Annotated in this window: 10 protein-coding genes and 1 CRISPR repeat array; of the genes, 3 read left to right on the top strand and 7 right to left on the bottom strand. The window is 67.4% G+C overall.

From position 1 onward, the window contains the following. The gene (locus ACP2AD_RS14560) at window positions 1-612 is read left to right on the top strand and encodes a hypothetical protein (RefSeq protein ID WP_425230765.1); all 612 of its coding nucleotides are present in this window, start codon (window positions 1-3) and stop codon (window positions 610-612) included. Between the two features lie 53 nt (window positions 613-665). Here ACP2AD_RS14560 and ACP2AD_RS14555 read toward each other — a convergent pair whose 3' ends face one another. Further along, on the bottom strand, window positions 666-1,955 hold the full coding sequence (locus ACP2AD_RS14555; RefSeq protein ID WP_425230764.1) for an adenylosuccinate synthase: 1,290 nt from the start codon (window positions 1,953-1,955) through the stop codon (window positions 666-668). 356 nt (window positions 1,956-2,311) lie between these two features. On the opposite strand from ACP2AD_RS14555, the gene ACP2AD_RS14550 reads away from it, so the two are divergent. Next, window positions 2,312-2,569, top strand: a complete 258-nt coding sequence (locus ACP2AD_RS14550) for a hypothetical protein (protein ID WP_425230763.1) — start codon at window positions 2,312-2,314, stop codon at window positions 2,567-2,569. Here the strand turns inward: ACP2AD_RS14550 and ACP2AD_RS14545 are convergent. The 3 genes from ACP2AD_RS14545 to ACP2AD_RS14535 all read right to left on the bottom strand — a co-directional run bounded on the left by ACP2AD_RS14545 (window position 2,548) and on the right by ACP2AD_RS14535 (window position 6,660). Further along, window positions 2,548-3,663: an ATP phosphoribosyltransferase regulatory subunit gene (locus ACP2AD_RS14545; protein WP_425230762.1), complete on the bottom strand. Its 1,116-nt coding sequence runs from the start codon at window positions 3,661-3,663 to the stop codon at window positions 2,548-2,550. The genes ACP2AD_RS14550 and ACP2AD_RS14545 overlap by 22 nt on opposite strands. A 109-nt stretch (window positions 3,664-3,772) precedes the next feature. Beyond that, window positions 3,773-5,350: a phosphoglycerate dehydrogenase gene (gene serA, locus ACP2AD_RS14540; RefSeq protein ID WP_425230761.1), complete on the bottom strand. Its 1,578-nt coding sequence runs from the start codon at window positions 5,348-5,350 to the stop codon at window positions 3,773-3,775. A gap of 158 nt (window positions 5,351-5,508) precedes the next feature. Then, a complete protein-coding gene (locus ACP2AD_RS14535) occupies window positions 5,509-6,660 on the bottom strand; it encodes a phosphoserine transaminase (protein WP_425230760.1) in 1,152 nt (383 codons plus the stop codon). Window positions 6,661-6,795: 135 nt separating this feature from the next. On the opposite strand from ACP2AD_RS14535, the gene ACP2AD_RS14530 reads away from it, so the two are divergent. After that, a complete protein-coding gene (locus tag ACP2AD_RS14530) occupies window positions 6,796-7,683 on the top strand; it encodes a TIGR00730 family Rossman fold protein (protein WP_425230759.1) in 888 nt (295 codons plus the stop codon). A gap of 75 nt (window positions 7,684-7,758) precedes the next feature. Here the strand turns inward: ACP2AD_RS14530 and ACP2AD_RS14525 are convergent, their stop codons facing one another. The 3 genes from ACP2AD_RS14525 to cas1 all read right to left on the bottom strand — a co-directional run bounded on the left by ACP2AD_RS14525 (window position 7,759) and on the right by cas1 (window position 12,281). Further along, the gene (locus ACP2AD_RS14525) at window positions 7,759-8,277 is read right to left on the bottom strand and encodes a PEP-CTERM sorting domain-containing protein (protein WP_425230758.1); all 519 of its coding nucleotides are present in this window, start codon (window positions 8,275-8,277) and stop codon (window positions 7,759-7,761) included. A gap of 168 nt (window positions 8,278-8,445) precedes the next feature. Then, a CRISPR array of direct repeats spans window positions 8,446-10,923; the repeat unit is 36 nt; unit sequence GTTGCTGTTGGACCGCGATCTCTGAGCGGTTATGAC. A gap of 72 nt (window positions 10,924-10,995) precedes the next feature. After that, the gene (cas2, locus tag ACP2AD_RS14520) at window positions 10,996-11,334 is read right to left on the bottom strand and encodes a CRISPR-associated endonuclease Cas2 (protein WP_425230757.1); all 339 of its coding nucleotides are present in this window, start codon (window positions 11,332-11,334) and stop codon (window positions 10,996-10,998) included. Further along, window positions 11,331-12,281, bottom strand: a complete 951-nt coding sequence (gene cas1 / locus ACP2AD_RS14515) for a type II CRISPR-associated endonuclease Cas1 (protein WP_425230756.1) — start codon at window positions 12,279-12,281, stop codon at window positions 11,331-11,333. Before cas1 ends, cas2 begins: the two co-directional genes overlap by 4 nt. Window positions 12,282-12,295 lie beyond the last annotated feature (14 nt).

The following is a 12,295-nucleotide window of genomic DNA, read 5'->3' as shown; positions in this document are numbered from 1 at the left end:
ATGAAGAGCATGATCCTGGGCGCAGCCGCCTGCGCCCTGCTGACCGCGGGCGCCGCATCGGCGCAGCTTGGCACCTCGGTCGGGGGCGGCGCGACCGGCACGGTCGGCGGGACCGTCGGCGGCACGACGGGCGCAATGTCGGGCGCGACCGGTCAGGTCGGAGCGACCACCGACACGATGACGAACTCCACCACCACGGCCACACCGCGCACGACGGCGCGTACGACGACGCGCACCCGGGCGGCGACGACGCGCAGTACGGGGCGGTCGATGCATCGCGCCAACACGCGCGCCGGCGCCGGCGTCAGTACCCAGGGCGGCACCGCGACCGACAGCGGCAGCACCACCACCGGTGTCGACGCAAGCGGCTCGATGAGCACCGGCTCGACGGGCACCACCACCGGCAGCACGTCGGGGTCGATGAGCGGAACCACGGGCACGATGGGCGGTGCGACCGGCGCCACCGGCACGATGGGCGGCACGACCGGCACGATGGGCGGCACGACCGGCACGATGGGCGGCGCCACGGGTGGCGTCACGACCGGTACCGGAGCGACCGGCACCGGCGGCGGCACGACGGCCACGGGCACGACGACCACCACGCCGCATTGACCTGCGACGGTACGCGGGTGGCTACGCCGCCCGCGTACCGCTCCGGCCGCCTTCTAGGGCGCGAAGGGGTCCCTGACGAGGATCGTGTCCTCCCGCTCCGGGCTGGTCGACACCAGCGCCACCGGGCAGCGGATCAGCTCCTCGATCCGGCGGATGTATTTGATCGCCTGCGCCGGCAGTTCCGCCCAGCTCCGCGCGCCCGCCGTGGTTTCATGCCAGCCGGGCATCGCCTCGAACACTGGCTCGACCGCCGCCTGGTCAGCGGCATGCGCAGGAAAATAGTCGAGCGTCTCGCCGCGCAGCCGGTAGCCGGTGCAGATCCGCACCTCCGCAAACCCGTCGAGCACGTCGAGCTTGGTCAGCGCGATGCCGGTAATGCCGCTCACCGTCGCCGACTGGCGCACCAGCACCGCGTCGAACCAGCCGCAGCGCCGCTTGCGCCCCGTCACCGTTCCGAACTCGCGCCCGCGCCGGCCTAGCCGCTCGCCCGTCTCGTCGGCGAGTTCGGTCGGGAACGGCCCGGAGCCGACCCGGGTCGTATAGGCCTTGGCGATACCGAGCACGAAGCCGACGCCCGATGGCCCCAGCCCGGACCCCGCCGCCGCCTGTCCCGCCACGGTATTCGACGAGGTGACGTATGGGTAGGTGCCGTGGTCGACGTCGAGCAGCACCCCCTGCGCGCCCTCGAACAGGATGCGTTTGCCCGCCGCATGCGCCGCGGCGAGATCGCGCCACACCGGTTTGGCATAGGGCAGGACGAAGGCGGCGATCTCGCGCAGCCCGGCAATCAGCGCCGCGCGGTCGATCGGCGGCGCGCCGAAACCGGCCCGCAGCGCGTCGTGATGCGCGAGCAGCCGGTCGAGCTGCGGGTCCAGATCGTCCAGATGCGCGAGGTCGCACACCCTGATCGCCCGGCGCCCGACCTTGTCCTCATAGGCTGGGCCGATACCGCGCCGCGTCGTCCCGATCTTGCCCGCGCCCGATGCGTCCTCGCGCAGCCCGTCGAGGTCGGAATGGAGCGGCAGGATCAGCGCGCAATTATCGGCGACGCGCAGCGTGTCGGGCGACACCGCCACCCCCTGTTCGCCCAGCCGCGCCACCTCATCGCGCAGGTGCCAGGGGTCGAGCACGACGCCGTTGCCGATCACCGATGGCGTGCCACGGACGATGCCGGAAGGCAGCAGCGACAGCTTGTAGACCTGATCGCCAACGACCAGCGTGTGGCCGGCGTTGTGGCCGCCCTGAAACCGCACCACCATGTCGGCGCGTTCGGCCAGCCAGTCGACGATCTTGCCCTTGCCCTCGTCGCCCCACTGGGCGCCGATCACTGCGACGTTGGCCATGGGTTATGCAGCTCCCCCTGCCGAAAATGACCCGCGCTTCCTTCGACAGGACTCGATGCGCGGGCAGTGCCGGGGATGTCGGGGCGGCGGGTAGCCGTGTGCAATATGCGCGTCAACGACGGGCTTATGTTGTCCGTGTTGACCCCATTGAATGTGGCGCACCCTGCTTGTGACCCATATATGTTGAGGCTGGAGTTCGACCGTCGCACAAGAAGGTAAGTGAGCCAAAGCGGCGCTTGCGCGTAGAGAGGTAGAGGCAGTGGAGCAGGACAGTCCCGGCATGATGTCGCTCTGACAGGGCATCATTCGTGTAGGACAGGCTTTTCTGCGCCGCGGGACGGAAGGAGTCGGTGGACGTGAGAATCATGTGGACGCCGACCGTCGTCCTCCTGGTCGGCGTCGTGCTGGCCGTGCCGCTCTGGCGCGAGTTTACTGAGCCGGGGCAACCTGCCTGGAGCGTGTTCTTGGCGAGCTTCCTGATCGGAGTCGTCGCCGCCTGGTTGGGCCTGCGCTGCCTGAAGCGGCACCGTATCGAGGTGGGGGAGGCGCGTCTTACGTCGGCTGCCACCGAGCACGACCGCCTCCGATCGTCTCAGCCGAGCGCCTGCGCCTGACCGTTCTCCCAGCAATGCGTGCAGAGCTGCGCCTCGGGCGTATCCGTTGCCTCCAGCGCCGCGACCGTGACCCAGCCCTCCGCCCGCAACCGCGCCCCGTCCCCCGCTGGCGTTCCAAGCGGCAGGAACAGGCGGCGCCGCTCTGGCGTCGCCGCAGTTGCAGCCAGCGCGTCGGCGAATAGCGAGAAGCCGGTCGCGGCTTCTTCCGCGCCGTTCTCGTGCATCACCGTATAGGTGCCGCCGCGGCCGACCTCGGCGCCCCATCGACCTTCGGCGCCCGCGACGAACAGCGAGAAGCCGAGCCAGGATTGATATTCGAACCCGTGCCGCTCGGTCGGGTCGAGCGTCAACTGCGCGCGGTCGCCGACCGCCGCCGCCAGCTTCTCCAGTCCGGCCAGCCGCGACGCCAGCACCCCGCCGCCGTCAAACGCGCGCAGCCGCGCCAGCGCTGCCGCGAACGGCCCGGCCGCCTCGATCAGCGGCAGATAGGCTGGCGCGATCGCGGCGACCGCGCCCGCGTCCTTGGCGTCGAGCCGGTCGGTCAGCGCCGCGACCTGTTCCGGCGCGACCGGCAGCGGCCCCGCGGCCAGCGTATCGACCAGATCGGGCAGCGTCAGGTCGATCGAGAGCCCCGCCGCGCCCGCCGCCACCAGCGCTTCCGTCGCAACGCTCAATACCTCGGCCGCGGCGGCGACCGTATCGAGCCCCACCAGCTCGCAACCGAGCTGACGACGCTCCCGTGCCGGCGCTAGCGCCGGTGCACGCAGCTTAAGCGTGGAGCCGGCATAGGACAACCGCACCGGGCGCGGGTGATGCCCCATGCGCGTCGCCGCGATGCGGGCGATCTGCGCGGTCAGGTCGGGCCGGATCGCCAGCGTCGCGCCCGACCCCGGATCGACGAAGCGCACCGCATCGCGCAAACCTCCGGCCTTGAGCCGCGCGCCCAGCGCGTCGGCGAACTCGACCAGCGGCGGGTCGGCGCGCTCATAGCCATAGGCCGCCGCCACCGCGAGCACCCGCGCCTCCGCCGCCGCCGCTGCGTCCGCGTGGGGGGGCAAGCGGTCGCCGAAGCCAGAAGGGAGGAGGGGGGTCATGGCAACTCCGTCACGCCGGGCTCGACCCGGCATCCAGCGCGCCGCGTGTCCACCGTCGGCCGCACTTGCGGCACGATGGAGCCAGGGACAAGCCCGGGATGCGGGCGGCCTAGAACGACAACCCCATTGCCGTCCTTACCGCAGGCAGCGCCTTGATCCTGGCGAGCAGCGCCGCGTCGACCTGCTCGTCGACGCTCAGCAGCAGCACCGCTTCGCCCCCCGCCGCACGGCGGCCGAGGTGGAACGTGCCGATATTGACGCATGCCTCGCCCAGCAGCGTCCCCAGCCGGCCGATGAAGCCGGGCGCGTCCTCATTGACGACGTACAGCATCGGCCCCGCCAGATCGGCCTCGACAGAGATGCCAAACAGCTCGACCAGCCGCGGATTGGCCGCCCCTACCAGCGTACCCGCCACCGAGCGCTCGCCATCGGCGGTCCTGACCGTGACGCGGAGCAGCGTGTGATAGTCGCCTTCGCGCTCCGTCCTGATCTCGCGCACTTCGAGCCCGCGTTCGCGCGCGATGACGGGGGCGTTGACCATGTTCACCGTCGCGGTCTGCGTGCCGAGGAACCCCGCCAGCACGGCGCTGGTGATCGGCTTGACGTTGAGCTGCGCGGCAGCGCCCTCCGCCTCGACGCTGATGCCGCCGATCGCGCCGGTCGCAAGCTGGCCGACCAGCGCGCCAAGCTTCTCGGCCAGCGCCATGTAGGGCTTCAGCTTGGGCGCCTCCTCCGCCGACAGCGACGGCATGTTGAGTGCGTTCGTGACCCCGCCCGAGACCAGGAAGTCGGCCATCTGCTCGGCGACCTGGATCGCGACGTTGACCTGCGCCTCGGTCGTCGACGCGCCCAGATGCGGCGTCGAGACGAAGCCCGGCGTGCCGAACAGCGGTGAGGCGCTGGCCGGTTCCTCGACGAACACGTCTAGCGCGGCGCCCGCGATATGGCCGCTGTCGAGCCCCGCCTTCAACGCCGCCTCGTCGATCAGCCCGCCGCGCGCGCAGTTGATGATCCGCACGCCCGGCTTGGTCCGGGCGAGGTTCTCCGCCGACAGGATGTTGCGCGTCTGGTCGGTCAGCGGCGTGTGCAGCGTGATGAAGTCGGCGCGCGCCAGCAGCGCGTCCAGGTCGACCTTCTCGACGCCGATTTCGATCGCGCGTTCGGGCGTGAGGAACGGATCGAACGCGATCACCTTCATCTTGAGGCCACGGGCGCGGTCGGCGACGATCGAGCCGATATTGCCCGCGCCGATCAGCCCCAGCGTCTTGGCGGTCAGCTCGACCCCCATGAAGCGGTTCTTCTCCCACTTTCCGGCCTGCGTCGAGGCGTCGGCCTCGGGCAGCTGGCGGGCGAGCGCGAACATCAGCGCGATGGCGTGCTCTGCCGTGGTGATCGAGTTGCCGAAGGGCGTGTTCATCACCACCACGCCGCGCGCCGAGGCGGCTGGGATGTCGACATTGTCGACGCCGATGCCGGCGCGGCCGACAACCTTCAGGTTCGTCGCGGCGTCGAGGATCGCGGCGGTGACCTTGGTCGAGGAGCGGATCGCGAGCCCGTCATAGCCGGCGATGATCGCTTTCAGTTCGTCGGGCGTCTTGCCGGTGATCTCGTCCACCTCGACGCCGCGCTCCCGGAAGATCTGCGCGGCTTTGGGGTCCATCTTGTCGCTGATGAGGACTTTGGGCATCTGAACTCTCCTTGCCCTCTCCCGCGGGCGGGAGAGGGTGGCCGAACGAAATGAGATCGAGTGAGGGCCGGTGCGACTGACAAGCCGTATCGCGCCGACCCTCACCCTGGCGCGTTCCGCGCCTGTCCCTCTCCCGCGAGCGGGAGAGGGCGAAGCGATCAGGCCTTTGCCTCGGCATAGGCCCAGTCGAGCCACGGCCCGAGCGCCTCGATGTCGGCCGTGTCGACCGTCGCACCGCACCAGATGCGCAGGCCCGGCGGGGCGTCCCGATAGCCCGCCACGTCATAGGCGGCGTCCTCCGCCTCCAGCAGCGCGGCCATCTTCTTGATGAGCGCCTCGTCCGCGCCCGCGACGGTCAGGCAGACGCTGGTCTTCGAGCGCGTCGCCGGGTCTTGCGCGAGGTGGCCGAGCCAGTCGCGCGCCGCGACGATCTGGTCGAGCGCGGCGGCGTTGGCGTCGGAGCGTGCTATCAGCCCACCCTCACCCAGTCCCCGCGCCCATTCGAGCGCGAAGATCGCGTCCTCGACCGCCAGCATCGACGGGGTGTTGATCGTCTCGCCCTTGAACACGCCCTCGGCCAGTTTGCCCTTGGCGGTCAGACGGAAGACCTTGGGGAGCGGCCAGGCGGGGGTGTAACTCTCCAGCCGCTCGACCGCGCGGGGCCCCAGGATCAGCACGCCATGCGCGCCCTCGCCGCCCAGCACCTTCTGCCAGGAAAACGTCGCGACGTCGATCTTGTCCCAGGGCAGGTCGTAGGCGAACACGCCGCTGGTCGCGTCGGCGAAGCTCAGCCCTTCGCGATCGGCAGCGATCCAGTCGCCGTCGGGTACGCGTACGCCGCTGGTGGTGCCGTTCCAGGTGAACAGGACGTCGTGCGACCAGTCGACCTGGTCGAGGTCGGGCAACTGGCCGTAGTCGGCGCGGATCACGGCCGGTTCGATCCGGAGCTGCTTGACCGCGTCGGTCACCCAGCCCTCGCCGAAGCTTTCCCAGGCGAGCGCCGTCACCGGGCGGGCGCCCAGCATCGTCCACATCGCCATCTCGAACGCGCCGGTGTCGGAACCGGGGACGATCCCGATGCGGTGGGTGTCGGGCAGCCGCAGCACGTCGCGCATCAGCTGGATGCAATGGGCCAGCCGCACCTTGCCGATCTTGCCGCGATGCGAGCGGCCGAGGCTGTCGGTGGCGAGCTTTGCCGCGGACCAGCCGGGCGGCTTGGCGCATGGACCGGAGGAGAAGAACGGCCGCGCCGGCTTGTGTACAGGCTTGGCAAGAGCGCCCCCAACGGGCGCGAGCAACGTGTCAGTCATCTAACTCTCCTTGCAGAGAGCACGCGCGGCGTTGGGACCGCGTGGCCCATCGGCGGCCCTAATGACGGCGGCCGGCGATGGCAAGCGCCGCGCCGCTGACTTGCGCCGGCAACATCGAATGCGTACCCGGCTGGGATGACAGACACCCGTGTACCGAGCCGCGTCTTTCCGCGCGCGAAGCAGGACGCCGAGAGCGCCGCCGCCGCGATTTCGACGCCGCAGACCGAGCATCCCGCCTATCGCCTCGCCTTCCAGGACCTCGACTTCCTGCTGCGCGAGGATCTGCGCCCCGTGCGCTTCCAACTGGAACTGCTCAAGGCGCAGCTGGTGATGGAGGAGGCGAAGATCGCCTCGACCTTTGTTTTCTACGGCTCAGCGCGCATTCCCGAGCCGGCCAAGGCGCAGGCGATGCTCGACCTCGCCGCCGACGACCATCATCGCAAGATCGCCGAGAGCCTGGTCGCGAAGAGCCGGTATTACGAGGTTGCGCGCGAGCTGGCGCGGATCACCAGCCGGCTGCCGCGCGACGAGCAGGGGCGGCGGCATTTCGTCGTCTGTTCGGGCGGCGGCCCGTCGATCATGGAGGCCGCGAACCGCGGCGCGGCGGACGTCGGTGCGGAGTCGGTCGGGCTCAACATCGTCCTGCCACACGAACAGGCGCCCAACCCCTATGTCACCCCGTCACTGTCGCTCCAGTTCCACTATTTTGCACTCCGGAAGATGCACTTTCTCCTCCACGCGCGCGCGCTGGCGGCGTTTCCGGGCGGGTTCGGGACCTTCGACGAGCTGTTCGAGCTGCTGACGCTGATCCAGACCGGCAAGATCCAGCCGATCCCGGTGCTGCTGTTCGGCCGCGCCTTTTGGGACAAGGTCGTCAACTTCCCGGCGCTGGTCGAGGAAGGCGTGATCTCCGAACGCGACTTGGACATCTTCACCTATGTCGAGACGGCGGAAGAGGCATGGGAAGTGGTGCGGGCGTTTTACGAGGAGCGCGCAAGGGCTGAGCCGTCGCCCCCCGCCTGACCAGGATCATTGCACATGCCGGGGTGACGCGGCGGCCGCGACCGCGGTGTGTAACCTCAGTTCTGACGGTGAAGCTCAGATGGCGTCGCCAGCGCCGCGTGCGAAAACGACCGTGTTTTGACGCCGTAGGGCGTAGCCGAGCGCACCGAACCCCGCTATAAACAACAGCCAGATATTCGGCTCTGGCACGGCTCCAACGATGACACCAGTTCTGATATTGGTGATGTAGTTCGGAATACCGCCAAAAAAGTCGATCCTGCTGATATTCGGCGCCCTGAACTCACCAAATTGTTTATCATAAATGTAACCGACACCTCTGCCTGCGCTGTCGTACGCTTGCGCCGCTTGGGGATAATAGGCCCCTTTTCCTGCAAGAGGAGCATTATAGGCGAAATAGTCAGTATAGCCTCCGCTAAAGGTCAGCGTGAGGACGCCTAAGCCGTCATTGTCGGTGGTAAGGACGGGGCCGCCACCGATCCCCGACAAAAAGCATCGGGTATTCAGACTGAACGAGAAAACCGGATCGTATCCGAAGTTCGGTTGGGTGCAGATCACGCTTTGCGCAGCGGTGGGTGCGGCGGCCAGCATGAACATGCCCGCGGCGGCAGCGGGAAACTACCTCGTCATATAAGCCTCCCTGGGTCGCTAGCGACTACGACAGGGACGATGACACCGTCAGTTACATCGCTGCAACGCAGCAATTTCGCCTAAGATCTTCCACATTGACGTGAAGGGGGGGCGGGTCCATTCCGACCCGGGTGCGTTGCTGTTGGACCGCGATCTCTGAGCGGTTATGACGGTAAGGCATCGGGTGGTGTGGCATTAGCCGTTGCTGTTGGACCGCGATCTCTGAGCGGTTATGACGAGGCAGGCGCGCTGGCGCAGCTGCTCGCAGTTGCTGTTGGACCGCGATCTCTGAGCGGTTACGACGACGGGCGCGAGCGGCATGGGCGCACTTTGTTGCTGTTGGACCGCGATCTCTGAGCGGTTATGACGTCGGTGGGCAGCTTCGCTTGAAGTCGCGGGTTGCTGTTGGACCGCGATCTCTGAGCGGTTATGACGTTCTTCGCGAGCGGCGTATCGTCCTCGCGGTTGCTGTTGGACCGCGATCTCTGAGCGGTTATGACGTTTGGACAAGTCGAGAGCGAGCACACGCAGTTGCTGTTGGACCGCGATCTCTGAGCGGTTATGACACGATGACCGCGCTCTGCACGACCATCCTTGTTGCTGTTGGACCGCGATCTCTGAGCGGTTATGACGTTGAGTATCAAGCCTTGGTCCGGAAGTCAGTTGCTGTTGGACCGCGATCTCTGAGCGGTTATGACGCGGCGTGGGCTGCGGCGGGGGCTCCGGCGGTTGCTGTTGGACCGCGATCTCTGAGCGGTTATGACGTCTCCTCGCTGCGCTGGAGCTTGCGCGCCGTTGCTGTTGGACCGCGATCTCTGAGCGGTTATGACGACGGCCGGGGCGGGCAAGGCCGCTGTTACGTTGCTGTTGGACCGCGATCTCTGAGCGGTTATGACCCGACACGCGGTATCACGCGCCCCGCGCTAAGTTGCTGTTGGACCGCGATCTCTGAGCGGTTATGACGCCGCGCGTGATCTCGGCTACAGGCGCGCTGTTGCTGTTGGACCGCGATCTCTGAGCGGTTATGACATCCATACGAGATCGTTCGGCACCAGCGTCGTTGCTGTTGGACCGCGATCTCTGAGCGGTTATGACCGGCCATTACAACCACCTCTTCTTGGTCTCGTTGCTGTTGGACCGCGATCTCTGAGCGGTTATGACTCATGCGTCTGCCACCTCATTGCGGGCTGCGTTGCTGTTGGACCGCGATCTCTGAGCGGTTATGACCGCGGGTGCGGGCGCTGCGATCACGGCAAAGTTGCTGTTGGACCGCGATCTCTGAGCGGTTATGACCGCGATCACCGCGTTCTTGCGAAGCCCGTGGTTGCTGTTGGACCGCGATCTCTGAGCGGTTATGACTGGACGAGACGCCCACAGCACGCCCGGCCAGTTGCTGTTGGACCGCGATCTCTGAGCGGTTATGACGGGTGCTGGTTCCGGCGAGGGTGATCGCTTGTTGCTGTTGGACCGCGATCTCTGAGCGGTTATGACCGATCGGAACGGCGGTCGGGCGGCACGAAGGTTGCTGTTGGACCGCGATCTCTGAGCGGTTATGACGTCGATCGCCTTCGACACGTCATGCGACTTGTTGCTGTTGGACCGCGATCTCTGAGCGGTTATGACGCGCTCGCTGCTGCACTTCACCGACAGTCAGTTGCTGTTGGACCGCGATCTCTGAGCGGTTATGACTGGTGATCCCGTCGAACGTGGCGGGCGATCGTTGCTGTTGGACCGCGATCTCTGAGCGGTTATGACAACTCCGGAAAACACCACCTGCAAAGGCGCGTTGCTGTTGGACCGCGATCTCTGAGCGGTTATGACCGGACGGAAAGAGCGGTGGGGACGCGGTCAGTTGCTGTTGGACCGCGATCTCTGAGCGGTTATGACGATCAAGCGCGACATGGAGGCCCGGTTCACGTTGCTGTTGGACCGCGATCTCTGAGCGGTTATGACCGGACGGAAAGAGCGGTGGGGACGCGATCAGTTGCTGTTGGACCGCGATCTCTGAGCGGTTATGACCACGCTCTACATTTTCTACGGCGCGGGCAAGTTGCTGTTGGACCGCGATCTCTGAGCGGTTATGACTCGTCCAGCCAGCCCTCGACGTCCGACGTCGTTGCTGTTGGACCGCGATCTCTGAGCGGTTATGACCGAGCGCACACGAGATCCCGACAGCGGCCCGTTGCTGTTGGACCGCGATCTCTGAGCGGTTATGACCGATCAAGCCGTCGGTGATTTCGAGGCGGAGTTGCTGTTGGACCGCGATCTCTGAGCGGTTATGACTGGCGCGCCACGCGGCGAGCCGTTCCTGACGTTGCTGTTGGACCGCGATCTCTGAGCGGTTATGACGGGTGCTGGTTCCGGCGAGGGTGATCGCTTGTTGCTGTTGGACCGCGATCTCTGAGCGGTTATGACCTCCTTCAGCTGCACCGCCTTCATCGCGCGGTTGCTGTTGGACCGCGATCTCTGAGCGGTTATGACCGTAGCCTTGTCGCGATCCCGCGACGGTGAGTTGCTGTTGGACCGCGATCTCTGAGCGGTTATGACGGTCAACTCGCCCGGTGGCGATATGTTCGAGTTGCTGTTGGACCGCGATCTCTGAGCGGTTATGACCGATCGGTCGCTATGTTGCTGAAATGCGGCGACATAGCGGCCGGTCGGCCATCCCGGAACCGGCGGCGACTTCTAGAACAGCGCCAGCTGGTCGGGATTTTTGCGCGGCCTGCGGCGTCGCTGGCCCGCGAATCGGACGATGTTCTCGTACTGCCGGTCGGTGAAGCCGAGGACGTGGATGTCGCCCTTGTCCGGCAGGTTGGCCTCGATGCGCCGGAGATATGCCTCATATTGTTCCTTGCCGCTGCAGAAGCGGGCGTAGATCGAGAACTGGCTCTTCTCAAAGCCTTCGTCGAGCAGATATTCGCGGAACTTGGTCGCCGCGCGCATCTCCGCCTTGGAGCCGACGGGCAGGTCGAACATGACGAAGATCCACATCAGCCGATAGCCCGAGAGCTGTGTCGCGCTCACGCCGGCCCAGGTACCGGATGAGCGCAGGCGAGCGCGTCGAGCGCGGCGAGCGCCAGCGCAGGTGGCGGCTCGGGAAGGATCAGGTCGGCGGCGCGGCCGCTCTGGAAGCTGCGCGCCAGCGTTGCGGCGGCGCGTTCGGCGGCGAGCCAGGCGGTGGTGGTCGCGCCGTCCTCACCCGGCAGGTCGAGCGCGATCAGGCCGGCATAGGCGCGCTTGACGGCAGGCGTCACGTCCGCGTGCCCGGCGGCGCGCAGGCGCACCGTCAGCGTGTCGACCAGCGGGCGGAACGGCTCGATCAGGTCGTCGGCGAGCGCCAGCGGATTGCCGCGATTGGCGTGGTGGATGCCGATCGACGGATGCAGCCCCGCGGCCACCACCGCGCGGGCGCAGGTCGCGCGCATCACGGCATAGCCGTAGTTGAGCATGGCGTTGGCGCCGTCGCCGTCCTTGTCGCGACGGAAGCCCGCACCCATCAGCTCGCCCCAGTAGCGCCGCGCCGCCTGCGCCTCCAGATTGTCGGGGTCGCCCGAGCGGACGCGCCGCGCGAGAAAGAGCAGCGGCTCGGGTTTGCCACCGGCGGCGTCGAGCGCGGCGGCCTGCCACCGGATCTTGGCGATCACCACCTGCCGCCAGAGCTGCTTGGCGAGCGGCCGCCCCGCCTCCCACTGCGCGCGCATCCGGCCGTTCTGCGCATGGTGCCCGGCGATCGGCAGCGTGATCGCGACGGGCGAATGGTTGGCGCCGCACAGCAGCATCACCGCGCCGCGCTCGGCGAGGCGGACGGCGAGGTTGGTCGTCCAGGTACAGCCGTGCGCGTGGACGATCACCGCGCCGACATCGTCGAGCGGGATGCGCCCGACCTCCTCATGCCCTTCGGCGACGATCAGGAAGCCGCGATGCGCGGACAGGTGCCGGCCGTCGGTGCTGATGTCGATGATGCGCTGCACGCGGTGCTCCCCAC

Source organism: Sphingomonas sp. (genome assembly GCF_965248875.1).
Classification (GTDB): domain Bacteria; phylum Pseudomonadota; class Alphaproteobacteria; order Sphingomonadales; family Sphingomonadaceae; genus Sphingomonas.
This window is presented reverse-complemented; position numbering and strand designations above follow the sequence as displayed.

What these genes read in the sequence shown, in the direction of transcription:
- ACP2AD_RS14530 (WP_425230759.1), top strand. Translation starts at nt 6,796, where the DNA reads ATGACAGACACCCGTGTACCGAGCCGCGTCTTTCCGCGCGCGAAGCAG.
- ACP2AD_RS14555 (WP_425230764.1), bottom strand. Translation starts at nt 1,955, where the DNA reads ATGGCCAACGTCGCAGTGATCGGCGCCCAGTGGGGCGACGAGGGCAAG.
- ACP2AD_RS14545 (WP_425230762.1), bottom strand. Translation starts at nt 3,663, where the DNA reads ATGACCCCCCTCCTCCCTTCTGGCTTCGGCGACCGCTTGCCCCCCCAC.
- ACP2AD_RS14560 (WP_425230765.1), top strand. Translation starts at nt 1, where the DNA reads ATGAAGAGCATGATCCTGGGCGCAGCCGCCTGCGCCCTGCTGACCGCG.
- serA (WP_425230761.1), bottom strand. Translation starts at nt 5,350, where the DNA reads ATGCCCAAAGTCCTCATCAGCGACAAGATGGACCCCAAAGCCGCGCAG.
- ACP2AD_RS14525 (WP_425230758.1), bottom strand. Translation starts at nt 8,277, where the DNA reads ATGTTCATGCTGGCCGCCGCACCCACCGCTGCGCAAAGCGTGATCTGC.
- ACP2AD_RS14535 (WP_425230760.1), bottom strand. Translation starts at nt 6,660, where the DNA reads ATGACTGACACGTTGCTCGCGCCCGTTGGGGGCGCTCTTGCCAAGCCT.